We start from the raw sequence: 22,839 nt of genomic DNA, 5'->3' as shown, positions 1-22,839 counted from the left end.
GCCCGCCGCTTACTTGGCCACCGGGGCGCGTTTCACCAGGCCCAGTTTCTCACGGACTTCCTGAGGGCCAATCACCCGCGCGCCCATATTCTCGATAATGGTCCCGGCGCGTTCGACCAGCTGCCAGTTCTCGGCCAGCACGCCCTTGTCCAGCCACAAATTGTCCTCAAGCCCCACACGCACGTTTCCCCCCGCCAACACCGCAGCACCAACATAGGCCATCTGGTTGCGACCCAACGCAAAGGCACTGAAGGTCCAATCATCAGGCACGTTGTTCACCATCGCCAGAAAGGTGTTCAGATCATCGGGCGCACCCCAGGGCACCCCCATGCACAACTGCACCAGCGCGGGGCTGTCCAAAATGCCGTCCTTCACCAGTTGCTTTGCGTACCAAAGATGGCCTGTATCAAACGCCTCGATCTCGGGCTTCACACCCAGATGCGTCATCACCCGTCCCATCGCCTGCAACATGCCCGGCGTGTTGGTCATCACGTAGTCGGCCTCGGCAAAGTTCATGGTGCCGCAATCCAGCGTACAAATCTCAGGCAGGCATTCCGCCACATGCTCTACACGTGCCGCGGCCCCGATCATATCCGTTCCATCTTCGCGCAACGGTAGCGGAGACTCGGTCGGCCCAAACACCATATCGCCCCCCATCCCGGCAGTGAGGTTCAAAACCACATCCACCTCGGCCTCACGAATGCGCTCCGTCACCTCTCGATACAGCGCCAGATCACGCGAGGGCGCACCCGTTTCGGGATCGCGCACATGGCAATGTACCACCGCCGCGCCAGCCTTGGCCGCCGCAATCGCGCTGTCGGCAATCTGCTGCGGCGAGCGCGGCACATGCGGGCTGCGATCCTGCGTTCCGCCCGAGCCTGTGACGGCACAGGTGATAAAGACTTCGCGGTTCATTTCCAGAGGCATGGTGTTTTCCCCAAGTTATACCCGGTTTCGCACTGGGTTTTCCCCAGGCTTCTCCACGGATTCCGATTTGCGTTCATGCCTGACTCTGACGCAGCCTTGGGCAAAGAACTTGCCAGAATGCGAATCGTACTTGATGAAATCCGCAAAAAACATACTGAAACCCGAACATCGCGCCCTGAAAACGGCCGTGCTGGTGCTGGACGAATGCAACACGCTCAGCTTTGCCTCCGCAGTTGATCCGATGCGTGCTGCAAACCGGCTGGCCGATCGTCCAGCCTTTGATTGGGACTATATCACGGCCACGTCCGAACCCGCGATGCTGACCAGCGCTCTGCAGGTGCCCGGCATACCGCTGGCCCGCCTGCAAAGCTGCGATCTGATGATTGTTGTGGCTGGCTTTCAACTGGCCCGCCAGGCCACACCCAGCCTATTGGCCGGTCTCCGCCGCATTGCCGCCACCGGCGCCACCATGGCGGGTATCGACGGCGGCCCGTGGCTGCTGGCCGAGGCGGGCCTGCTCGACGGCCATGCCGCAACAACCCATTGGGAGGACCTCGAGAATTTCGCCGGTCGCTTCCCTGAGATCGACGTGCGCCAGGACCGGTTTACCATATCCAAGAACCGCCTCACTTCTGGCGGGGCCATACCGGCCGTCGACATGATGTTGCACATCATCGCCGCCCGGCACGGCGCGGGCTTTGCCGCGCGCGTCTCTGGCCTGTTTCTATATGACGGGGCTTCAACGCCTTCAAAACCGCAAAGTCGCACAGGCGCGCCGCACCGCCACACCAGCCTGACCGCCAAGGCCAATTCCCTGATGGAATCCTCGCTGGATGAACCCTTGCCTTTGGCGCATATCGCCGACCGTCTGGGCACTAGTCCGCGCAACCTGCAACAACAGTTCCGCCTGCGTCTGAATACAACGCCGCAGGATCACTACCTGCAATTGCGTCTGGCCGAGGCACGCCGACTGGTTACCGATACGGATATGTCGCTGATGGATGTGGCGCTGGCCACTGGCTTTGCCTCACAATCCAGCTTTGCCCGCGCCTTCCGCACCGCCCACGGTCTGTCAGCCCGCGACCTCAGACAAGACCGCGCGCACCCGACCCATCACTGACCCGAGGCTCCTTCATCTGCCAACACATATTCGGGTGCAAACTACGTTCAGAGGTAAGAGGGGGCGGTGCCCCCTCATCCGCTAATACGGCATCGGATGCGCCCGATGGGCCGCGCTGATCTCGCGCATCACGTCATCCGACAATTCCACATCGCGTCCATCCAGAATGTGCTGCAACTGCGCCTCATTCGTGGCTCCAAAAATGGCCGACGTCATGAATGGCCGTGCCTGACACCAGGCAAGCGCCATATGCACCGGGTCCAACCCGTGCCGCGCTGCGATCTCAAGATAAGCTTCGACCGCGTCGAATGCGCGCTTGGACTTACGCCCTCCTAGTTCAGGAACAAGCGACATCCGAGACGCCTCGGGCACCGCGCCACCCTGATACTTGCCAGTCAGCAGACCCACAGCCAGCGGAGAAAACGACAGCAAACCCACATCTTCATGCGCGCTCAGCTCGGCCATATCGGTATCGAAATGGCGGCACAGCAACGAATATTCATTCTGAACCGAAGCAACACGTGGCGCACCCATTTCATCCGATAAACGCACCCATTGCGCAGTTCCCCACGCACTTTCATTCGACAGCCCAAACGCACGGATATTGCCCTTGTCGACCTGCACTTGCAGGGCTTCAAGGCATTCCCGCATGTTTTGAACCACGGCCTCACGGTCGCCACCCGAGGGATCATAATCCCAGTTCTGACGGAACATATAGCTACCGCGATTGGGCCAGTGAAACTGGTACAAGTCGATGCAATCGGTTTGCAGGCGCCGCAGTGAACCTTCCACTGCCTCAGGAATGGTTTGCGCCGAAATCGGCGCCCCGTTCCGCGCATGGGCAAAGCCCGCGCCCGAATGCTTGGTCGCCAGCACATAGTCGCCCCGGCGCGCAGGATTCGCCGCGTTCCAGTTGCCCAGAATCTCTTCGGTCCGACCGACGGTTTCTTTGGAGATTGGGTTCACTGGATACATCTCGGCGGCATCAACAAAATTGAGCCCCGCATCCAGCGACATATCCATTTGCCGGTGCGCATCCAGCTCGGATGTCTGGGTGCCAAAGGTCATGGTTCCAAGGCACAGATCCGACACCATAATGTCAGTGCGCCCTAATGGTTTCATTTTCATGCGTTATCCCTCTTGCTCGCGCGACACCCTAGCGCCGGGCAACGACAGCGCAAGCCCGTTCTGGGCCCGGTCTCAAGATCGGGCGAGCGCGAACCTTGAAAGTGTCAGGCCTCTGCCTTTTTCTCCCACCGGCCCGAGGCCTCGGACCAGTATTGCGCGGAACAGCCCGCCGCAGTCAGCGCTTTCCACTGATCCCGCGCCACCTGCACCGCCTGATCATCGTTGCCGTCGAACAGGATGCAGACCCGTTCGGCAGCCTTGATTTCATCCGGCTCGACCGGTGCCCCATCGACCGTCATCAGACAGGAGGGGTCATTGGCGGCCGCCGTCTCGGTGGTCAGCAGGATCGGCTGTTGCGCATCATATGGCCCGCCCGCGCGGCCATGTGGCAGGAACCCCTCTTCGGGGCCCAGCCACAGTTTCTCGTCCAGCCAGTCCATCCGCGCCGGATCTGTGCCCCGCACGGCAATCCGCCACCCGGCCTGCCGCGCCTTGTCCAGCAGAACCGGCAAGGTCTGCTCCAACGGCTGGCGGGTCAGGTGATAGAAATAGACGGCCCCCATTCCGATTACTCGAAATTGTCCTGCACAAACCGGCTCAGCGCGCGCACGCCCCAGCCAGTTGCGCCTTTGGGCGCGTAAGACGTCTCGGACGAGACCGAGGCGACCCCGGCGATGTCCAGGTGAATCCAGGGCGTTTCCTCTTTGACGAACCGCTGCAGAAACTGCGCCGCAGTGATCGAACCGGCAGGCCGTCCGCCCACGTTCTTCATGTCAGCGATCCGCGATTTCAACAGCTTGTCATAGCCGTCGCCCAAAGGCAGTCGCCACGCGCCCTCATCCTCGGCCTTGGCCGATTTCAGGAACGCATCGCAGAACGTGTCATTGTTCGAAAACACGCCCGCATTCTCATGCCCAAGGCCGATAATCACAGCCCCGGTCAGGGTGGCAAGATCGATCATCCCAACGGGTTTGAAACGCTCCTGCGCGTACCACATCACATCACACAGAACCAAGCGACCCTCGGCGTCGGTGTTGATGATCTCGACGGTATCGCCCTTCATCGATTTGACCACATCGCCAGGGCGCGTTGCATTGCCCGAGGGCATATTCTCGACCAACCCGACCAGACCAACCACATTGGCCTTGGCCTTGCGCTGCGCCAGGGCGCGCATCGTGCCTGCGACAACACCCGCGCCGCCCATATCCATGGTCATGTCCTCCATGCCACCGGCCGGCTTGAGCGAGATACCACCGGTATCAAACACAACGCCCTTCCCGACCAGCGCCAGTGGAGCGTCGTCCTTGTCACCGCCATTCCAGTGCATCACTACCACTTTCGACGGGCTGACCGAGCCCTGTCCGACGCTCAGCAGCGTGCGCATGCCCAATTCGCCCAGTTTGTCCTCTTCCAGCACTTCGACCTCAAGCCCAAGCGCCTCCATCTCGGCCAGTCGGTTGGCAAATTCGGTGGTGGTCAGCACGTTGGCGGGCTCATTTGTTAGATCGCGAGTCATCCGCACGCCGTCAGCGATGCCGTTCAACGGGGCAAAGGCCGCCTCGGCCTCGGCCGGTTTTGTGTGGCCGATCACAATCTCGCCCGAAGGCTCGGCCTCTTTGGTCTTGTGCGCGTCAAAGTCATAGCTGCGCAGCACCATACCCATCGCCAGATCTTCGATCCGCACCTGATTGCCTGCCATCAGCAGCACATTGCCCTTAGCCAGTTTGGCCAGTGCAGCACCCGCTTTGCGGGCCTCATCATGATCGGGACGGCGTGGAAGCACCAGCACGTCCAGCGCCTCAGCCGCCATTCCGGCGGGCCACGCCAACGATATCACCTCACCCGTCTTGGCCTTTTCAAACCGGTCGCTTTCTACCAGCCGCGCCACTGCACCACGGGTCAGCCGGTTGGCCCGGCGTGGCGCTGGCCCCAGCTTGCCATCAGGCGTAATGATGATGACCACGCGCCCCTCGGCCTGTGTCATATGATCCAAATCGACGTCTTGAAAACGGATGGGTACCAGACTGCTCATCTCATGCTCCTGAAAAACTCTTTCCCAAGACCTAGCGCGCGTCGCCGATATTGACCAGATAGCAGTTTTCCCCGTCCGCCATTTGCATTAAGGTCGCCCGAAAATAACCGGCAGGCTCGGGGGACACGTATTGGCACCACACGGCAGGCATAAGCCGTTGCGCATGATTTCATGCCCGGATGATTCCCGTGTGCCCGCGTGCCATCGCTGCAGGACGAGGGCGAATCTGTGATCCTCGACCGTTACTTTGCCCGGCGTTTCATGCAGAGCTTTCTGGTGATAGGCGGTATTTTTCTGACCCTAATGATCCTGATCGACCTTATCGAGCAGGTGCGTCGCTTCAATGATGTCGATCTCAGCTTTGGCCAGCTTCTGCGCCTGACGCTGTTGAACACGCCCGCCGCAATCAGCGAGATGCTGCCCCTGCTCATGATCCTGACAACCATCGCTCTGTTCGTAGGGCTTGCGCGCAGTTCCGAACTTGTGGTGACGCGGGCCATCGGACGGTCCGGTATACGTGCGCTTGCAGCGCCGGTCCTGCTGGCGCTGACCATCGGCGCATTGGCGGTTGCAATGCTCAATCCCATCGCTGCGGCCACGTCGGAAGAGTATCAGCGGCTGTCAAACGGCTATCGCAACAATGGCAGTTCAGCCCTGTCCATCAGTGGCGAGGGGCTGTGGCTGCGTCAGGGCTCAGCCGCAGGCCAGTCGGTCATTCATGCCACCGGCACCGACAATGGCGATACGTTCGGCCTGAGGGATGTGACCATCACCACCTTTTCCCCCGAGGGCAAACCGACCGAACAGATCACTGCCGAACACGCCCAGCTTGAGGACGAGAACTGGGTTCTGACTCAGGTCAAGGTCTGGACGCTGAAGGACGGCATGAACCCCGAAACCAATTCGGTTACGCATGAGCGGCTGGACCTGCCCACCACGCTGACGCGCGACCGCATTCTGGATACTCTGGGACAACAGGATTCCGTGTCGGTCTATGACCTGCCCCAATTGATCCGCGATCTCCGAGAGGCAGGGTTTTCCACGAAACAGTACGAAGTCTGGTTGCAGGTCCAACTGGCCCGACCCTTCTTTCTTGTCTCGATGGTCCTGATCGGGGCGGCCTTTACCATGCGTCACGTCCGGTTCGGCGGCACCGGTATCGCGGTTCTGACCGCAGTTCTGCTGGGCTTTGCCATCTATTTTGTTCGTAACTTTGCTCAAATTCTTGGGGAGAACGGCCAGTTGCCGATCTACGTCGCAGCCTGGGCGCCGCCTTTTGCCGCCATATTGCTCTCTCTCGGCCTACTGCTCCATGCGGAGGACGGCTGATGCGCCACATACTGTCCCTGCTATTGTCCAGCACATTGGTTCTGGCAGCACCTGCTGTCGGCCTTGCGCAGAACGCCCCGGCAGCCGCGACCAATAGCACGGGCGCCGCTGAACAGGATCAGCCCGCCCTGCTGGTGGCGGACAAGGTGTTCATTACCCCCGACCGCAAACTGATTGCCGAAGGCAATGTCGAGGCATTTCAGGGCGATATCAAACTGTCAGCCGCCCGTGTCACCTATGATCGCGAGACGGGCGGGCTGACGCTCGAAGGTCCGATCCGCATCGATCAGAACGGCCAATCCACCCTGCTGGCGGATTCAGCGGAACTGGATGACGGCATCCAGAACGGACTGCTGATCGGCGCACGGATGGTTTTTGATCAGCAGGTGCAAATCGCCGCCGTGCAGGCCACCCGCGCCGGCGGGCGCTATACTCAGTTCAGCAAAGTGTCCGCGACCTCGTGCCATGTCTGCGCCAATGGCCGCCCGCCGCTTTGGCAGATTCGAGCCCGCAAGGTGACCCATGATCAGCTTGAACGGCAGCTTTATTTTGAGGGCGCGCAGTTCCGCATTTTGGATTTCCCGGTCTTCTATTTTCCGGTGCTGCGCCTGCCCGATCCGACGCTTGAACGCGCTACCGGTTTTCTGGTGCCATCGATCCGCACAACGTCGCAGCTGGGTACTGGGGTACAGGTTCCGTATTTCTTCCGGCTGGGCGATCACAAGGACCTAACGCTGACGCCATACCTCTCGTCCAAGACTACAACGCTGGGCTATCGCTACCGGCAGGCGTTCAAAAACGGACGCATCCAGTTAGAAGGCGCATTTACCCGCGACGATGTGCAGCCCGATCAGGATCGCGGTTACATCTTCGCAAATGGCTGGTTCAACTTGCAAAACGATTTCCGGCTGACCTTCGGAGTTCAGGCGGCCTCGGACGATGCCTATCTGGCGGATTACGGCCTGCCGGACTATGACCGCCTGCGCAGTGAGCTGGCGTTGGAGCGGATCAAACGCGACACGGCCTTCAAAACCAGCTTCATCCACTACAAAACGCTGCGCGATAGCGAAGAACAGGATGAAATCCCCTCACGGGTCTTTGACCTGAACTATCGCAAGCGCCTGTTCCCCAGCGCGGTGGGGGGCGAGGTTCGTCTGGCTTTTATCGGCCACGCCCACACCCGCACCAGCGATCAGGACATCATAGGACGCGACGTAGCGCGCGCGACATTCGACGCCGAATGGCTGCGCAGCTGGACCTTTGCCTCGGGTCTGCGGGCGGATGCGCGCCTTGGGGCCTCGGTGGACACGTTCGATGTCCGTGATGACAGCGAGTTCCCCAATCAGGTTACCCGCTCCACCCCCCGGGCCGCGCTGACCCTGCGCTATCCGACGACCCGACGTGAACGCTCGGGCGCGACGCAATTTCTGGAACCGATCGCACAGATCGGCTGGACCCATGTCTCGGACACGGATGTGCCCAATGACGAAAGCACATTTCAGGAATTCGATCAGGGCAACCTGCTATCACTCTCGCGCTTTCCGGCCGAGGACCGGCGCGAAGACGGCGCCACAGCCGTCGTCGGCCTGAACTGGGCCCGCTATGCCCCGGGCGGCTGGCAAGCCTTAGCTACAATTGGCCAGGTCTTTCGCGCTGATGCCGATCCGGATTTCACGTTGACCTCTGGTCTACAGGGCACGTCGTCGGACCTGCTGCTGGCCGGTCAGGTGAAAACACTCAACGGCTGGTCCCTCGCGGCGCGCGGTCTGCTAGACGGCGATTTCGGCTTCGCCAAAGCTGAATTCCGCGGCGCCTGGTCCAAGGGTGATGACGGGGTCACCGGCAGCTATGTCTGGCAAGAGGCTGATCCGGCCGAAAACGCAGGTGACGAAATCTCTGAAATCTGGCTGACCGGGCAGTACCGCGTAGATCAGAACTGGCTGACCCGCGCCTCGGCACGATATGATCTCAGCGAATCCGAGCCCATCCGGTTTGGTTTGGGAATTACCTACGAAAACGAATGTGTGCAGGTTAATATGTCCGTGAGACGTCGCTTTACCTCAACATCAAGTATTGAGCCTTCGACAGAATTCGGCTTTACCGTTGCACTGACAGGATACGCCGTTGAAGGCGGGGGTAAAAAGTACAAAAGGCAATGCAGTTGATTTCAGGTTTCAAAAGATTTCTCCGCACCGGTTGGCGCAAACCGGCCCTGCCAGTACTTGCTTTGGCACTGACCGCCCTTGCCGCGCCTCAGGCCCATGCTCAAAGCCTGTTTTCGCCCGCGATCCGGGTCAATCAGGATATCGTGACATGGTATGAACTGCAGCAACGCCAGCAGTTCCTCGACATTCTCGGCATTCCCGGCAGTTCGGATGAAGAGGTGCGGAAAGCCTTGATTGACGACCGGCTGCGCAAACAGGCCACCCGCGAAGCCGGGATCGAGGCCAGCCCTGAGGCTGTCCAGACAGGTATTGATGAATTCGCAGCGCGCGGGCAGCTGTCGACCGAAGAATTCCTCCGACTGCTCGGACAAGAGGGCATCGACCCGGAAACCGTGCGTGATTTCGTGGCAGATCAACTGTCGTGGCGCGATTTTGTAAGCACCCGCTTTATTTCACAGGCGCGTCCTACCGCGGATGAGATCGATCGCGCCATGGGTCAGGGCGGCGGCGGCGGCCTTCAGGTACTGTTGTCCGAAATCATCATTCCGGTGACACCACAGACACTGGCGCAGGCGGATGCGCTGGCACAGGAAATCTCGCGCGTTGAAGGATTCGACGCGTTTTCTTCGTCGGCCACGCAGTATTCCGCAGCCGCCACCCGTAACAACGGTGGCCGCCTCGACTGGCTGTCAATCAACAACCTGCCCCCGGCCCTGCAACCGGTTATCCTTAGCCTCGAAAATGGTGAGATCACCGAGCCGATCAATCTGCCCAATGCGGTTGCCATTTTCCAGATGCGCGGAATCCGTGAAGTGTCCACCGGGGCACCGCGCTATTCCGAGATTGACTACGCCATCTATTACATCCCCGGTGGCCGCAGCGCTGAGGCGCAGAAAACCGCAGCTGAGCTGAAAGAAAGCATCGACACCTGCGATGACCTCTATGGTGTCGCCAAAGGTCAATCGCCCCAAGTGCTGGAACGCATCTCATCCAGCCCCTCCGAAATCCCGCGTGATGTCGCGTTAGAGCTGGCCAAGCTGGACCCGAACGAGGTCTCGACCGCTCTGACCCGCAACAATGGCCAGACATTGATGTTCCTGATGCTGTGTACCCGGACACGCGATCTGGGCGAAGACACCACCCGTCAGGATGTCGCGAACGCGCTGACCCAGCAGCGGCTGCAGGCCCTGTCCGACAGCTTTCTGGAACAGCTGCGCTCAGATGCGATCATCATTGAGCAATGAGTGCCCCGGTTGCGCTCAGCTGTGGCGAACCCTCGGGCATCGGGCCTGAGATTGCCGCCAAGGCCTGGGCCGACCTTCGCGACAGCTGCCCGTTTGCCTATATCGGCGATGCGTCACATCTGCCCCAGACCACGCCCATCGCCCTGATTGACGACATCTCTGAGGCCCGGACCGCCAGCGCAACCGCGCTTCCGGTTTTGCACATGGAATTCCCGGCCCCCAATGTTCTGGGTCAACCGAACCCGGAAAACGCACCATCGGTTGTCGATGCCATTGAACAGGCCGTATCCCTGACCCAATCCGGCGCGGCCTCGGCGCTCTGCACCGCGCCGATCCACAAAAAGGCGCTGATCGACGGCGCGGGCTTTGACTATCCCGGCCATACCGAATTTCTGGCGGCCCTTGCCGGGCGTGACCGGGTTGTGATGATGCTTGCCAGCCCGGCGCTGCGCGTGGTCCCCGCCACCATTCATATTGCCCTGTCGCAGGTGCCGTCAGTGCTCAGCCCCGCTCTGCTGCTGGACACAATCGCAATCACGGCCGAGGGTCTGCAAACCCGGTTTGGCATCCCCAATCCGCGTATCGCAGTGGCTGGGTTGAACCCACATGCCGGCGAAGGCGGCAAAATGGGCCGCGAAGAGCTGGACTGGATCGCCCCGTTTCTGGCTGATCTGACCCCTGATGGATACACGGTCACCGGCCCGCATCCCGCCGATACCCTGTTTCACGCCGCAGCCCGCGCGCGATATGATGCGGTGGTGGCGATGTATCATGATCAGGCCCTCATCCCGATCAAAACGCTTGATTTCGACCGGGGCGTGAACGTGACCCTGGGCCTGCCTTTCATCCGCACCTCGCCCGATCACGGCACCGCGCTGGACATCGCCGGACAGGGCATCGCGAACCCCACCAGCCTGATCGAGGCCCTGAAACTGGCGCAACAGATGGCACAAAGCGCGTGATGCTTTGTCTGCCTGAAAATATCCCCGCCAGAGGCAAGAAACCTCTGGCGCCGCCCCCTCATCTCACGTCACGGTAAAGCATGAGCGCCATCGACACCCTTCCGCCGCTGCGCGAGGTCATCGCAACCCATCAGCTTTCGGCCCGCAAATCGCTGGGCCAGAATTTTCTGCTGGATTTGAACCTGACCGCCAAGATTGCGCGGCAGGCTGGGGATTTGACCCAATGCGATGTGCTGGAAATCGGCCCCGGCCCCGGCGGCCTGACCCGCGGGCTGTTGTCGGAAGGCGCGCGCCGGGTTGTCGCGGTGGAAAAAGACACCCGCTGCATTGCCGCTCTGAACGATATTGCGGCCGCCTATCCGGGTCAGCTTGAGGTGATCAACGGCGACGCGCTGGAAATCGATCCGCTGGCGCATCTCACACCTCCGATCCGCATCGCGGCCAACCTGCCATATAATGTCGGCACCGAGCTGCTGGTGCGCTGGCTCACCCCGCCCCAATGGCCTCCGTTCTGGCAGAGCCTTACGCTGATGTTCCAGCGCGAGGTCGCCGAACGTATCGTGGCGCAGCCCGGCAGCAAAGCCTATGGCCGCCTCGCGATCCTGGCGCAATGGCGCGCTGACGCCCGCATAGCCATGTCGCTGCCGCCCGGCGCCTTCACGCCGCCGCCCAAGGTCTCCAGCGCGGTTGTCCACCTGACCGCCCTGCCCGAACCGCGCTATCCCGCAGACGCCGCGACACTGTCGCGCGTTGTTGCAGCGGCCTTCAACCAGCGTCGCAAAATGCTCCGCGCGTCACTAAAAAGCGTTGCCCCGGATATCGAGGATCGCCTTCTTGCCGCCGGCATCCAGCCCACCGAACGCGCCGAGCAGGTCCCGCTCGAGGCATTCTGTGCGCTGGCGCGAGAAATCAGAACCACTTGAGCAGTGAATGCAAAAACCCCGGCACAATGGCCGGGGTTTTTGCTTAAACGTAATATAAACGGGCGCTTACTCAGCCGCCTCAGGCGCATCGCCGCCTGTGGCAGCAGGCTGCTCTGCCTCTGCGGGCGCAGCCTTCGGCTTGCGCGTCCGGGGGCGACGGGGCGCCTTTTCCTTTTTCGCAGGTTCTTCGGCAGCCGGAGCTGCGTCCTTGCTCTCGGGCGTTTCAACCAGGCCGGATTCGGGGGATGCGGGCTCAGCTCCGAAATCCATCACATCGGGCTGCGGTGCCTCGGCCGGGTCGGCCTGACGGGCGGCTTCACGCTCCTGACGTTCGGCGCGCTCGCGGTCACGCTCGGCCTGACGCTCGCGGTTCTGCCGCTCCTGCTCTTCCCGGCGTGCTTCCATTTCGCGCTGCGCATCACTTAGCAACCGCAGATAATGCTCGGCATGCTGCTGAAAATTCTCAGCCGCCACGCGGTCATTTGACAGTTGAGCGTCACGCGCCAACTGATTGTACTTATCAATAATTTGCTGCGGCGTGCCGCGCACTTTGCCCTCGGGGCCCGAGCTGTCAAAAACCCGGTTTACGACGTTGCCGCCAGAAGGACGATTGCGGTTATTCTTGGCCCGCGAGCGGGATTTGGAAGATCTCATCTTACTTTACGTCAGCCTTATAAATACACTGTCGATCAACCCGTATCTAACGCGGCTCAGTGGCATTTTGCCGGTGCGCGCTATCGACTTTTTGGGCTTGGCGTCAGGGGCGCGCTGAAACAGCGTCAACCTCGCCGACTAATCCTGAGTAAACATGTCCTGAGGGCGCAGACAAGGGGTTAATACGTATTTTCGCAGCTTTTTTACCTGAACCGGCACTTTTCAGCCTCAGTTACCGCATCAAACCCGGCATTCTGGCACCGATGACCCGATCCCGGCCATCCAGATCCGGGATCACACTGATATCAACCAACCCAGCCGCATCAAACAACGCAGACACAGACGCAGCCTGAGTTGGCCCAATTTCAACCAGAATACGGCCGCCCTGTGCCAGAAAATCAGGTGCCGATGCAGCGATATGACGATAGGCGCCCAGTCCGTCCCCTTCATCGGTCAGGGCAAGCCGCGGCTCATGCTCCAAAACCTCCGGGGACAACTCCGCCATCTCTTCGGCGGAAATATAGGGCGGATTGGACACGATCAGATCAAACCGATCCTCGCCAATCGCCTCAAACCAGTCCGAGCGCAGAATCTCTGCCCGCCTCTGCACCTGATGCTGCACGGCATTGGCGCTGGCTTGTAAACAGGCGGCCTCGCTCAGATCGACCCCCACGCCCGAGGCGCTGGTCCGTTCGGCCAGCAGCGTCACCAGCACACAGCCCGAACCGACGCCCAGATCCAGCACATGGTCAAACGGCGCGCTCAGCGCCGCCTCGATCAGCGCTTCGGTTTCAGGGCGCGGGTCCAGCACGTCGCGGCTGACGCGAAAACGGCGGCCATAAAACTCACGTTCGCCCAGCAGATGCGAGACCGGCACCCGAACGGCCCGCAGCGAGATCAGCTGGTCATAGCGTTCGGCGATATCGGGCGACAGCTCTTCTGGCGCGATCAGAGTGACCCGGCTGGCCTCGATCTTTGCCGCATGGGCCAGCAACACGCGCGCATCGCGGGCCGGGTCGTCCACCCCCGCCGCCCGCAACCGTGCGGTGGCGGCCACCATCGCCTGTGCCGCTGTCTGCGCCCCGTTCATTGCGCCATCTCGGCCAGCAGCCGGGCCTGATCGTCGGCGGTCAGCGCGTCGATCACCTCATCCAGATCGCCCTGCATCACCTGATCCAACTTATAAAGCGTCAGGTTGATGCGGTGATCCGTCATGCGGCCCTGCGGGAAATTATAGGTCCTGATCCGTTCAGAGCGGTCGCCCGAGCCCACCTGACTGGCGCGATCTGCCGAGCGTTCGTTATCAATCCGCTGCCGCTCCAGATCATAGAGACGGGTTTTCAGCACCTGCATCGCGATCTCACGGTTACGATGCTGGGACTTCTCGGAACTGGTGACCACAATACCGCTGGGCAGGTGCGTGATCCGCACCGCCGAGTCGGTTGTGTTCACATGCTGTCCTCCCGCGCCCGACGACCGCATCGTATCGATGCGAATGTCGTTGGCCTCAATCTGTATGTCGACATCCTCGGCCTCGGGCAGAACCGCCACAGTTGCGGCCGAGGTGTGTATCCGTCCGCCGCTCTCGGTTTCGGGCACGCGTTGCACCCGGTGGACGCCGGATTCGTACTTCATCCGGGCAAAGACATTTTCGCCCTTGATATGGGCCACCACTTCTTTGATCCCGCCCAGATCCGAGGCCTGTTCTTCGATAATCTCAAAGCGCCATCCCCGCGCTTCGGCATAGCGTTGATACATCCGCAGCAGGTCTCCGGCGAACAGGGCCGCCTCGTCCCCGCCAGTGCCGGGGCGGATTTCCAGCATCGCCGGGCGCGCATCCGCCGCATCCTTGGGCAGCAGGGCCAGTTGCAATGCATGTTCCGCCTCGGGGATACGGGCCTGCAGGTCAGGAATTTCCTCTTCGGCCAGCTCTTTCATATCCGGGTCGGACAGCATCAGCTCGGCCTCAGCCAGATCACCGACCAATTGACGCCACGCCATGATCTGATCGACCACGGGTTTGAGGTCGGAATATTCCTTGGCCAGCGCCGCAATATCGCCGCCCGAGGCACCATCCGCCATGGCCGCTTCGAGGTATTGGAATCGCTGGGTTATCTGTTCAAGACGTTCTTCGGGGATCATTCAGGCGGTGTCTATCATCCGCGGGCTTTGGTCAAGGCCCCGCCCTGTGCTAAACTTTGTGTCATGAAGGGGTACATTCTCGTATTGTCGCTGATCGCTGCGCCCGCCATGGCTGATTATGTCGGCCCGGATGGCAAGGTTCGCGATTGTTATTGCACAGATAAATCCGGGTCGCGCATTGAACTGGGCGAGATGATCTGCCTGCAGGTCGACGGCCGCATGTTCACCGCCCAGTGCCAGATGTCACTGAACGTGCCTATGTGGCGCGAGGTGCAGGAGGGGTGTTTGTCGTCAAACCTCCAGCAGTCTTGGCCGGGCAACGGCACATCAGACGCTACTCAGGGCTCAGGCTAGCGACATTCAGGTCGTCCCATCTGCTCAGATTATGCTGTTTCCGTACCTTCTGTGAATCCTGCGTGTCCGAAAGTCCGAAAAAAGTGCCGAAGAGCACAGACGCGATCACCAACCCAGAACAGATTTGTCGCTCGTGCAGGCCAAGACATACATACCCAGCCCCCAAAATCCCCCGGCGCAGAGCGCTGTTGTCATAAATTGCGCAACCATGCTGCGATAGAGATACGGCTTTAGTCCCAAACCTCGCAAAACACGATTGATGCGGGTGGTCCTGTCCGGGTTGCGCAGCCCGGCTTGCTCAAGCTCAGCCACCGCGCAGAGGAACTTTCGTTCATAGTCACTCATGCCACCTATATGGGAGCTTTGTTTATATTTTTCAACCTATTGCAGCGCGCCCAGCCATCCCTCGACCCGCGTTTTGTTGACTCCCATATCGCTCTGTCCGAACCGCAGCCTTGCATGAATACGCAATGTCTCACCCGCTTGCTGCACAGTCGTGTAATCGGGAAACCCCATGACCAACGAGCGGGTGACGTAGGTCACCATCCCCTCCTCAACCGAGCCAGCCAGAACCGTGGTGCGCGGGCTATGCTGTGCGATTGCATCCACTCTGGCCAGACCCTCAGGCCCGACGCTGATAACGCGAAACACACCGCCCGGCATATCCCGATTGCCTTCACCAACGGGCGCAACGTGCCACCGCGCCGGATCGGACGGCGCCAACCGGATATACCCGGCAACGGCACCCGCCAGAACAATAACCACCCAAAGCACCTTAGCCCTCATCGCACATCCTCTGCCGCGGCACCTAGCGGGTTCTTCCGCAGTGGCAAGCCACCCTACCCCGAGGTCACGCCGGGCAGGATACACAGCAGTTCGAACAACAGATTCGCCGCCGTCAGCGCCGTATTGCCGGACGGATCATAAGGCGGCGACACCTCGACCAGATCGCAGCCCACCACCTTCATCCCCTTCAGCGCATGAATCAGTTGCAACGCCTGCGGGGTCGTCAGCCCGCCAATCTCGGGCGTGCCGGTGCCGGGGGCATAGGCCGGGTCCAGACTGTCGATGTCATAGCTGATATAAACCGGATGCTCGTCCACCGTCTTGCGAATGCGCGAGCCGATCTCGGTCAGGTTCTGCTGCCACAGCTCCCACGCGGGGAACTGAGTGAATCCCCAGCTCTGCGCCTCGGTGAAATCACCGGCGGCATAGCCCGAGCCGCGAATGCCGATCTGAAAGGTCTTGTCGGGGACGATCAGCCCCTCTTCATAGGCGCGGCGGAAGACGGTGCCGTGGGTCTCACGCTCACCGAACATCTCGTCATTCACATCCGCATGGGCATCCACATGCACCAGCGCCACTGGCCCGTGTTTGGCGGCAATCGCCCGCAGGATCGGCAGGGTGATCGAATGATCGCCCCCCATCGCCACCGGGATCACATTCTGCGCCAGAATACCGTCATAGCTGTCTTTGATGATCTTCAGACTGTCGGCCAGCGAAAACGTATTGATCGCCAGATCACCGATATCGGCGATTTGCAAACTGTCAAAGGGTGCGGCCAATGTTGCCATGTTATGAGGTCGGATCATCGCGCTTTCGCTGCGGATTTGCTTGGGTCCGAACCGTGTGCCCGACCGCCACGAGGTACCGATATCCATCGGAATGCCCAACACGGCCACATCCAGCCCCTCAAGCGAGGCCGCCTGCGGCAGTCGCATAAACGTGTTCGGCCCGGAAAACCGCGCCAGATCATTGCCGCCAATCGGTTGATTGAATTGGGTCATTTCGTGTTGTCTCCCATACCGCCTGTATGCCCTAACCAGCAAATACCGGATTTATGGCTAACCAATGGTTAAGACCCAAGGCGCCCTCCGCGAAAACCGGCGCCCGGCCCCGCAGGCGGCCCTGTCACCGCAAGGGCTGCGCCTTTTCGACAAGACGTGCAAAGAATGATGCACCGACCGGGGTGATCTCGTCGTTGAAATTGTATTTCGGGTGGTGCAACCCGGCCCCGTCACCCTGCCCCAGAAACAGATAAGCGCCGGGGCGCGCCTGCAGCATGTACGAGAAATCCTCTGCCCCCATCTCGCGCCCCGCATCCGCAATGACCCGATCCGCGCCTGACACGTCGCGCGCAACATCAGCGGCAAAGGCGGCCTTGTCCGCGTCGTTGATCGTCGCCGGATAGCCCACCTGATAATCGAGCTGCGCCTCGACCCCATATGAAGCCGCCTGCCCGGCAACGATCTGCTCCAACCGCTCCATGACCATCTTTTGAACCGCCGGATCAAAGGTGCGAATGGTGCCGTTCAGAAAGGCGGTATCGGGGATCACGTTGTTCACCGTGCCGGTGTGAATCTGCGTCACCGAGACCACCAGATCGTCCAGCGCATAGTGATTGCGGCTGACGATGGTCTGAATCGCCTGCGCCATCCCGCAGGCGGCCATCACCGGGTCGCGCGTCTCATGCGGCATCGCCCCATGACCGCCCACACCCTGAATGTGAATCTCAAACGTATCCACCGCCGCCATCAGCGGCCCCGGAGTTGTCTCGAACGTGCCTTCGGGGCGGCCCGGCGTGTTGTGGATGCCGTAGACCTGAGTGATCCCGAACCGGTCCATGATCCCCTCTTGGACCATAACACCCGCGCCGCCGCCCTCTTCCTCGGCTGGCTGAAAGATCAGCGCAACGCGGCCCGCGAAATTCCGCGTCTCGGCCAGATACCGCGCCGCGCCCAACAGCATCGTGGTGTGTCCGTCATGCCCGCAGGCGTGCATCTTGCCGGGGTTTTTCGAGGCATAGTCAACCCCCGTCTCCTCGGTAATCGGCAGCGCATCCATATCGGCGCGCAAACCAATCGTCGGCCCCTCGCCTTGCCCGTTGATGATCGCAACCATGCCGGTCTTGGCGATCCCCTCATGCAGCTCATCAACGCCAAACTCACGCAACCGCTCGGCCACAAAGGCCGCTGTCTGGTGGCACTCGAATTCCAGCTCAGGGATCGTATGCAGGTGCTGACGCCATTGGGTCATGTCGGCGGCATAGTCAGCAATTCGGTTTACGACGGGCATATGGGGTGGACTCCTGATCCTAGCTACGAGATTGAGGTATCTGACACCGGAATAAGGGGCTTCGCAATGGCTGAAAATCCGCTGATCTATGATACCGACGCTGGGATCGAGCGTTTGCTGGAAATCATGCGTCGCCTGCGCGATCCCGACACCGGCTGCCCGTGGGATATCGAACAGGATTTCAGCACTATTGCGCCCTATACGATCGAAGAGGCCTATGAGGTCGCCGACGCCATCGAACGCGAAGCCTATGACGAGCTGAAGGGAGAGCTGGGCGATCTGCTGTTCCAATCCGTCTTCCACGCGCAAATGGCCGAAGAGGCCGGCCATTTCACCTTTCAGGACGTGGTGCGCACGATGTCCGACAAGATGGTCACCCGCCATCCGCATGTGTTTGGTGAAGAATCCCGCGATAAATCCGCTGATCAACAAACCGTGGATTGGGAAACCATCAAAGCTGCCGAACGCGCAGGCAAGGCACAGAAAGGCGCGCTGGACGGCGTCGCCGCCAACCTGCCTGCCCTGTTGCGCGCACACAAGCTACAGAAACGCGCCGCCCGCGTAGGCTTTGACTGGCCCGACGCCAGCCATGTGCTCGCCAAGATCACAGAAGAGGCCGCCGAGCTGGAAGAGGCCCGCGACAGCATGGACGCCGACGCGCTGGAAGACGAATTCGGCGATCTGCTCTTTGTCATGGTCAATCTGGGCCGCCATTTGGGTATCGAGCCCGAGGCCGCCCTGCGCCGCACCAACGCCAAGTTCACCCGCCGTTTCGAACAGGTCGAGGCCCGGCTGGCCGATCGCGGCCGCAACCCATCGCAAAGCACGCTGGACGAGATGGACGCGCTCTGGGATGAGGTCAAAATCGAAGAGCATCGCCGCAATGGCAAACTCCCGCCTGCCGGGGCACGCCCGGACGCGCAAAGCGGCTAGACAAGTGCGGCAACAGTTGCGAGTGTCCCACCTTCACGACAGCCGGAGACAGCCATGGCCCCCCGCAAAATTATCATCGACACAGATCCCGGGCAGGACGATGCCGTCGCCATCCTGCTGGCGCTCGCCAGCCCAGAAGAGATCGAGGTTCTGGGCATCACCGCCGTTGCCGGAAACGTCCCGCTTGAGCTGACCGCCAAGAACGCACGTATCGTCTGCGAACTGGCGGGCCACACCGAGATTCCCGTATATGCCGGCTGCGACCGCCCGCTGAACCGCCCCCTGATCACCGCCGAACACGTGCATGGCAAAACCGGGCTCGACGGCCCCGTGCTGCCCGATCCGCAAATGCCGCTGACCGACGGCCACGCGGTCGATTTCATCATTGACACCCTGCGCACGCACAAGCCCGGCACCGTGACGCTCTGCCCGCTGGGGCCACTGACCAACATCGCCACCGCCTTTCAAAAAGCGCCCGATATCGTCGACCGGGTACCGGAAATCATCCTGATGGGCGGTGCCTATTTCGAGGTCGGTAATATCACCCCCACCGCAGAGTTTAACATTCACGTAGACCCAGAAGCCGCTGATATCGTATTTAAATCTGGCGTTCCCATCGTGGTGATGCCCTTGGATGTTACGCATAAAGCGCTGGTGACCAAACCGCGCAACGATGCGTTCCGCGCGCTTGGCAACAAGGCCGGCATCGCCGTGGCCGAGATGACCGATTTCTTTGAACGCTTCGACAAGAACAAATACGGCAGCGAGGGCGCGCCCCTGCACGATCCCTGCGTCACCGCTTATCTGATCCGGCCCGATCTGTTCTCGGGCCGCCACGTCAATGTCGAGATCGAAACCCAGTCTGAGCTGACCATGGGCATGACCGTAGCCGATTGGTGGGGTGTCACCGACCGCACACCCAATGCCCTGTTTGTCGGCGATCTGGATGCGGACGGCTTTTTTGCCCTACTGACCGAACGGCTGGCCCGGCTATGAGCGCCGCGCTCCGCCTTGCCCGCCCCGAGGACCTAGACCGTGTCATGGCGCTGGTGACTGCCTTTCACGAAGAAGAAGGGATCGAGCAGGATCACGACCAACGCCGCCAGGCGCTGGCCCCCTTGCTGGACGGTATCCCGCATGGCTGCGTCTATCTGATCGGCCCCGCACGCGCACCGCTGGGCTATATCATCCTGACCTTCGGCTGGTCGGTCGAATTTGGCGGCATGGACGCCTTTGTTGACGAGATCTATATCCGCCCCGCCATTCGCGGGCGCGGGATCGCAACCGAAGTCCTGCTGGACCTGCCCAAAGCGCTGGCCGGGGCTGGCCTGACCGCCATTCATCTTGAGGTTGACCGCACCAACGAAACCGCCCAGCGGCTGTATCTGCGCACGGGGTTCAAACCCCGCGAGCGTTATTTTCTGATGAGTAAAACACTCTGAGACCGGCTTCGGTCTCAGATCGTTCAGAGCCGTACCATTTACCGGGATTCGCCGCGGAAGATGACGTTGGGATTGTACATCTCTTTCACCGGATCATCCTGCGAGACTCTCTCGCCCGTTATCGGATAGGTGCCGGGGCCTGCACAGGCCGCCAGAAATACGGTGCTGATCACCGACGCGACGAGAAGGAATTTCGAACCAGTCATGGCATTCTCCTTTTCTGCACTGCTGGCAGGTTAGGAGAAGCCTGCGCCCCGCAAATAGGAAAAAGTTCACACATAGCGGACAATATTGCCCATTTTCGGGGATTAATTCCGAAAAAACGCGCATGGATACCGGTCAGATTGCAAAAGACAGCACCCGATGCACCTTATGGATGCACGCGTGGAAGCAGCGCGAGCGGGTTGGTCCGATCAGGCCCCGCCTAACCGGCGCATCAGGGTCATGTCGCAGGCGGTGGCATATCCCATACCGCGCTTGATCCCCGGCAACATGGCGGCCCCGTTCATCGCCAGACACAACTCGATCAGCCCGGTCTCGCCGCAGGCTGCCCGGATCACATCCCGCGCCTCGGGGTGATCGGTCCGGTCCCGCACAACCGCATGCGCCAGATCGATGGCCGCCTGCACCGTTTGATCCGTGGTGCTGCCTTTCAGAATGTCCCGCAGCAGATTGTCCGAAACACCGGAGTTATGGCCCAAATTGTACTCAACCTCAACACAGGTGCCGCAATCTGCGGCCAGCGCGGCCCGGATGCGTGCGGCATGGTATATCTCGGAAGAGACATGACTGCGCGGGTCGATCATTCCAAACAGCCGGTTGTACCGGTTCAGCAACCCGCAATCCGTCTCGGCCATGTGGCGAACATAGTCGAATTTCACCCCGAGCCGGCGCTCTGCCCGTCCGATCATAAAAAGCGCAAGTTTCCTGAGCATTCTTTCGCATCCATTTCGCGATGACCCGCTGTGGGCAGTGTCAGTATCACGCGCGGCATGGATCAACAAAAAACGCCGCGCCCGGATCAGGCGCGGCGATCTGTCATGTCCGAAGTGGCCGATCTTACTTCAGGATCGACGCCCCGGCATATTCTGCAACCTCACCCAGCGATTCTTCAATGCGGATCAGTTGGTTATACTTGGCCAACCGGTCCGACCGCGCCAGCGAGCCGGTTTTGATCTGACCGCAATTGGTCGCTACCGCCAGATCAGCAATTGTGGCGTCCTCGGTCTCGCCCGAGCGGTGCGACATCACGTTGGTATACCGCGCGCGGTGGGCCATATCGACGGCGCGCAGGGTCTCAGTGAGTGACCCGATCTGGTTCACCTTGACCAGCATTGAGTTGGCACAGCCCCGTTCGATCCCTTCGGCCAGACGCGCCGGGTTGGTCACGAACAGGTCGTCGCCCACCAGCTGCACCTTGTCGCCAATGGCATCGGTCAGGGCTTTCCAGCCGTCCCAGTCATCCTCGGACATGCCGTCTTCGATTGAGATGATCGGATAGTCATTGACCAGCGCCGCCAGATAATCGGCATTCTCTTCCGAGTTCAGGCTTTTGCCCTCGCCCGACAAAACGTATTTGCCGTCTTTGTAGTATTCGGTCGCCGCGCAATCGAGCGCCAGATGGATTTCCTCACCCGGCTTGTAACCGGCTTTTTCGATGGACTTCAGGATGAAATCCAAAGCTTCGCGGGTGCTGGCGATATTGGGAGCAAAGCCACCCTCGTCGCCCACGCCAGTGGCCAGACCTGCGCCCGACAACTCTTTTTTCAACGTGTGGAACACTTCCGACCCCATGCGCACCGCCTCGCGGATATTCGCGGCTGAGACCGGCATGATCATGAATTCCTGAATGTCGATCGGGTTGTCGGCGTGTTCGCCGCCATTGATGATGTTCATCATCGGCACCGGCAGAACGCGGGCCGAGGTGCCGCCCACATAGCGATACAAAGGCTGCGTAGTGAAATCCGCCGCCGCCTTTGCGGTTGCCAGCGAAACACCCAGAATGGCATTCGCGCCCAGACGGCCCTTGTTCTCGGTCCCGTCCAGCTCGATCATCGCCTGATCGATGGCCACCTGCTCGGTCGCGTCAAAGCCCACCAGTTCTTCGGCGATCTCGCCGTTGACGGCCGCAACCGCCTCCAGCACGCCCTTGCCCATGTAACGCGCCTTGTCACCGTCGCGCTTTTCCACCGCCTCATAGGCTCCGGTCGACGCGCCCGAGGGCACGGCGGCGCGGCCCATGGTGCCGTCTTCCAGAATCACGTCCACCTCGACCGTCGGGTTGCCCCGGCTGTCCAGAATCTCGCGTGCGTGGATGTCGATGATGGTGCTCATGAGGCCCGTCCCTGTGGCTGAAATCCGTTGCACGCCTCATAACAGCAACCGGCGAAAAGTAAACCGGCCCTGTTA

24 protein-coding genes are annotated in these 22,839 nt (G+C 60.8%); 10 read left to right on the top strand and 14 right to left on the bottom strand.

What is annotated here, in order from left to right; genetic code table 11:
• Positions 1-9 precede the first annotated feature (9 nt).
• Positions 10-927 (bottom strand): 3-dehydrocarnitine:acetyl-CoA trimethylamine transferase BcoG, encoded by a 918-nt coding sequence (gene bcoG, locus ACR0I7_RS03420; RefSeq protein ID WP_480508441.1) that lies wholly within the window; start codon positions 925-927, stop codon positions 10-12.
• 133 nt (positions 928-1,060) lie between these two features.
• Between bcoG and ACR0I7_RS03415 the strand changes: the two genes are divergently transcribed.
• Positions 1,061-2,047 (top strand): GlxA family transcriptional regulator, encoded by a 987-nt coding sequence (locus ACR0I7_RS03415; RefSeq protein ID WP_480508439.1) that lies wholly within the window; start codon positions 1,061-1,063, stop codon positions 2,045-2,047.
• A gap of 81 nt (positions 2,048-2,128) precedes the next feature.
• Here the strand turns inward: ACR0I7_RS03415 and ACR0I7_RS03410 are convergent, their stop codons facing one another.
• The 3 genes from ACR0I7_RS03410 to ACR0I7_RS03400 form a co-directional block, all read right to left on the bottom strand.
• Entirely contained in the window at positions 2,129-3,175 is a 1,047-nt protein-coding gene (locus tag ACR0I7_RS03410) for an aldo/keto reductase (RefSeq protein WP_480508437.1), read from the bottom strand.
• A 104-nt stretch (positions 3,176-3,279) separates the two neighbouring features.
• The gene (locus ACR0I7_RS03405; RefSeq protein WP_480508436.1) at positions 3,280-3,738 is read right to left on the bottom strand and encodes a DNA polymerase III subunit chi; all 459 of its coding nucleotides are present in this window, start codon (positions 3,736-3,738) and stop codon (positions 3,280-3,282) included.
• Positions 3,739-3,743: 5 nt separating this feature from the next.
• Entirely contained in the window at positions 3,744-5,207 is a 1,464-nt protein-coding gene (locus ACR0I7_RS03400; protein ID WP_480508434.1) for a leucyl aminopeptidase, read from the bottom strand.
• 228 nt (positions 5,208-5,435) lie between these two features.
• Between ACR0I7_RS03400 and lptG the strand changes: the two genes are divergently transcribed.
• The 5 genes from lptG (at position 5,436) to rsmA (ending at position 11,830) form a co-directional block, all read left to right on the top strand.
• A complete protein-coding gene (gene lptG, locus ACR0I7_RS03395; protein ID WP_480509699.1) occupies positions 5,436-6,536 on the top strand; it encodes an LPS export ABC transporter permease LptG in 1,101 nt (366 codons plus the stop codon).
• A complete protein-coding gene (locus tag ACR0I7_RS03390) occupies positions 6,536-8,701 on the top strand; it encodes an LPS-assembly protein LptD (RefSeq protein ID WP_480508432.1) in 2,166 nt (721 codons plus the stop codon). The genes lptG and ACR0I7_RS03390 overlap by 1 nt, the downstream gene beginning before the upstream one ends.
• Complete coding sequence (locus ACR0I7_RS03385) at positions 8,692-9,945, top strand: peptidylprolyl isomerase (protein ID WP_480508430.1); 1,254 nt, start codon at positions 8,692-8,694, stop codon at positions 9,943-9,945. Before ACR0I7_RS03390 ends, ACR0I7_RS03385 begins: the two co-directional genes overlap by 10 nt.
• Positions 9,942-10,907, top strand: coding sequence for a 4-hydroxythreonine-4-phosphate dehydrogenase PdxA (pdxA, locus tag ACR0I7_RS03380; RefSeq protein WP_480508428.1), 966 nt, complete (start codon positions 9,942-9,944; stop codon positions 10,905-10,907). The genes ACR0I7_RS03385 and pdxA overlap by 4 nt, the downstream gene beginning before the upstream one ends.
• 80 nt (positions 10,908-10,987) lie before the next feature.
• Entirely contained in the window at positions 10,988-11,830 is an 843-nt protein-coding gene (gene rsmA / locus ACR0I7_RS03375) for a 16S rRNA (adenine(1518)-N(6)/adenine(1519)-N(6))-dimethyltransferase RsmA (RefSeq protein WP_480508426.1), read from the top strand.
• Between the two features lie 66 nt (positions 11,831-11,896).
• Here the strand turns inward: rsmA and ACR0I7_RS03370 are convergent, their stop codons facing one another.
• The 3 genes from ACR0I7_RS03370 to prfA all read right to left on the bottom strand — a co-directional run bounded on the left by ACR0I7_RS03370 (position 11,897) and on the right by prfA (position 14,626).
• On the bottom strand, positions 11,897-12,484 hold the full coding sequence (locus ACR0I7_RS03370) for a DUF4167 domain-containing protein (RefSeq protein WP_480508424.1): 588 nt from the start codon (positions 12,482-12,484) through the stop codon (positions 11,897-11,899).
• 232 nt (positions 12,485-12,716) lie between these two features.
• A complete protein-coding gene (prmC, locus tag ACR0I7_RS03365) occupies positions 12,717-13,574 on the bottom strand; it encodes a peptide chain release factor N(5)-glutamine methyltransferase (RefSeq protein ID WP_480508422.1) in 858 nt (285 codons plus the stop codon).
• Positions 13,571-14,626 carry a peptide chain release factor 1 gene (prfA, locus tag ACR0I7_RS03360; protein ID WP_480508420.1) on the bottom strand — a complete coding sequence of 352 codons (1,056 nt, stop codon included), beginning with the start codon at positions 14,624-14,626 and terminating at the stop codon, positions 13,571-13,573. The genes prmC and prfA overlap by 4 nt, the downstream gene beginning before the upstream one ends.
• Positions 14,627-14,689: 63 nt before the next feature.
• Here prfA and ACR0I7_RS03355 point away from each other — a divergent pair, with 63 nt between their 5' ends.
• Entirely contained in the window at positions 14,690-14,980 is a 291-nt protein-coding gene (locus ACR0I7_RS03355; RefSeq protein WP_480508418.1) for a hypothetical protein, read from the top strand.
• A gap of 105 nt (positions 14,981-15,085) precedes the next feature.
• On the opposite strand, the gene ACR0I7_RS03350 is transcribed toward ACR0I7_RS03355, so the two are convergent.
• From ACR0I7_RS03350 to ACR0I7_RS03335, 4 genes are all read right to left on the bottom strand, one after another.
• Positions 15,086-15,325 carry a DUF6404 family protein gene (locus ACR0I7_RS03350; protein ID WP_480508416.1) on the bottom strand — a complete coding sequence of 80 codons (240 nt, stop codon included), beginning with the start codon at positions 15,323-15,325 and terminating at the stop codon, positions 15,086-15,088.
• Between the two features lie 36 nt (positions 15,326-15,361).
• A complete protein-coding gene (locus ACR0I7_RS03345) occupies positions 15,362-15,766 on the bottom strand; it encodes a DUF1499 domain-containing protein (protein WP_480508414.1) in 405 nt (134 codons plus the stop codon).
• Between the two features lie 53 nt (positions 15,767-15,819).
• Positions 15,820-16,767, bottom strand: coding sequence for an agmatinase (gene speB, locus ACR0I7_RS03340; RefSeq protein WP_480508412.1), 948 nt, complete (start codon positions 16,765-16,767; stop codon positions 15,820-15,822).
• 124 nt (positions 16,768-16,891) lie between these two features.
• Positions 16,892-18,055: a M20 aminoacylase family protein gene (locus tag ACR0I7_RS03335; protein ID WP_480508410.1), complete on the bottom strand. Its 1,164-nt coding sequence runs from the start codon at positions 18,053-18,055 to the stop codon at positions 16,892-16,894.
• Positions 18,056-18,121: 66 nt separating this feature from the next.
• Between ACR0I7_RS03335 and mazG the strand changes: the two genes are divergently transcribed.
• Genes mazG through ACR0I7_RS03320 form a run of 3 tightly spaced genes read left to right on the top strand, consistent with a single transcriptional unit; the run spans position 18,122 to position 20,430 of the window.
• Positions 18,122-18,988, top strand: a complete 867-nt coding sequence (gene mazG, locus ACR0I7_RS03330) for a nucleoside triphosphate pyrophosphohydrolase (protein WP_480508408.1) — start codon at positions 18,122-18,124, stop codon at positions 18,986-18,988.
• Between the two features lie 54 nt (positions 18,989-19,042).
• Positions 19,043-19,984, top strand: a complete 942-nt coding sequence (locus tag ACR0I7_RS03325; RefSeq protein ID WP_480508406.1) for a nucleoside hydrolase — start codon at positions 19,043-19,045, stop codon at positions 19,982-19,984.
• On the top strand, positions 19,981-20,430 hold the full coding sequence (locus ACR0I7_RS03320) for a GNAT family N-acetyltransferase (protein ID WP_480508405.1): 450 nt from the start codon (positions 19,981-19,983) through the stop codon (positions 20,428-20,430). Before ACR0I7_RS03325 ends, ACR0I7_RS03320 begins: the two co-directional genes overlap by 4 nt.
• A gap of 38 nt (positions 20,431-20,468) precedes the next feature.
• Here ACR0I7_RS03320 and ACR0I7_RS03315 read toward each other — a convergent pair whose 3' ends face one another.
• From ACR0I7_RS03315 to eno, 3 genes are all read right to left on the bottom strand, one after another.
• Positions 20,469-20,636: a hypothetical protein gene (locus tag ACR0I7_RS03315; RefSeq protein ID WP_480508403.1), complete on the bottom strand. Its 168-nt coding sequence runs from the start codon at positions 20,634-20,636 to the stop codon at positions 20,469-20,471.
• Between the two features lie 207 nt (positions 20,637-20,843).
• Complete coding sequence (locus tag ACR0I7_RS03310) at positions 20,844-21,365, bottom strand: hypothetical protein (RefSeq protein ID WP_480508401.1); 522 nt, start codon at positions 21,363-21,365, stop codon at positions 20,844-20,846.
• Between the two features lie 124 nt (positions 21,366-21,489).
• Positions 21,490-22,764 carry a phosphopyruvate hydratase gene (gene eno / locus ACR0I7_RS03305; protein WP_480508399.1) on the bottom strand — a complete coding sequence of 425 codons (1,275 nt, stop codon included), beginning with the start codon at positions 22,762-22,764 and terminating at the stop codon, positions 21,490-21,492.
• Positions 22,765-22,839 lie beyond the last annotated feature (75 nt).

The sequence above is a fragment of the Ruegeria sp. AM1 genome, assembly GCF_056540745.1.
The sequence above is the reverse complement of the archived record's forward strand: the minus strand, read 5'-3'. Positions and strand labels throughout refer to the sequence as shown.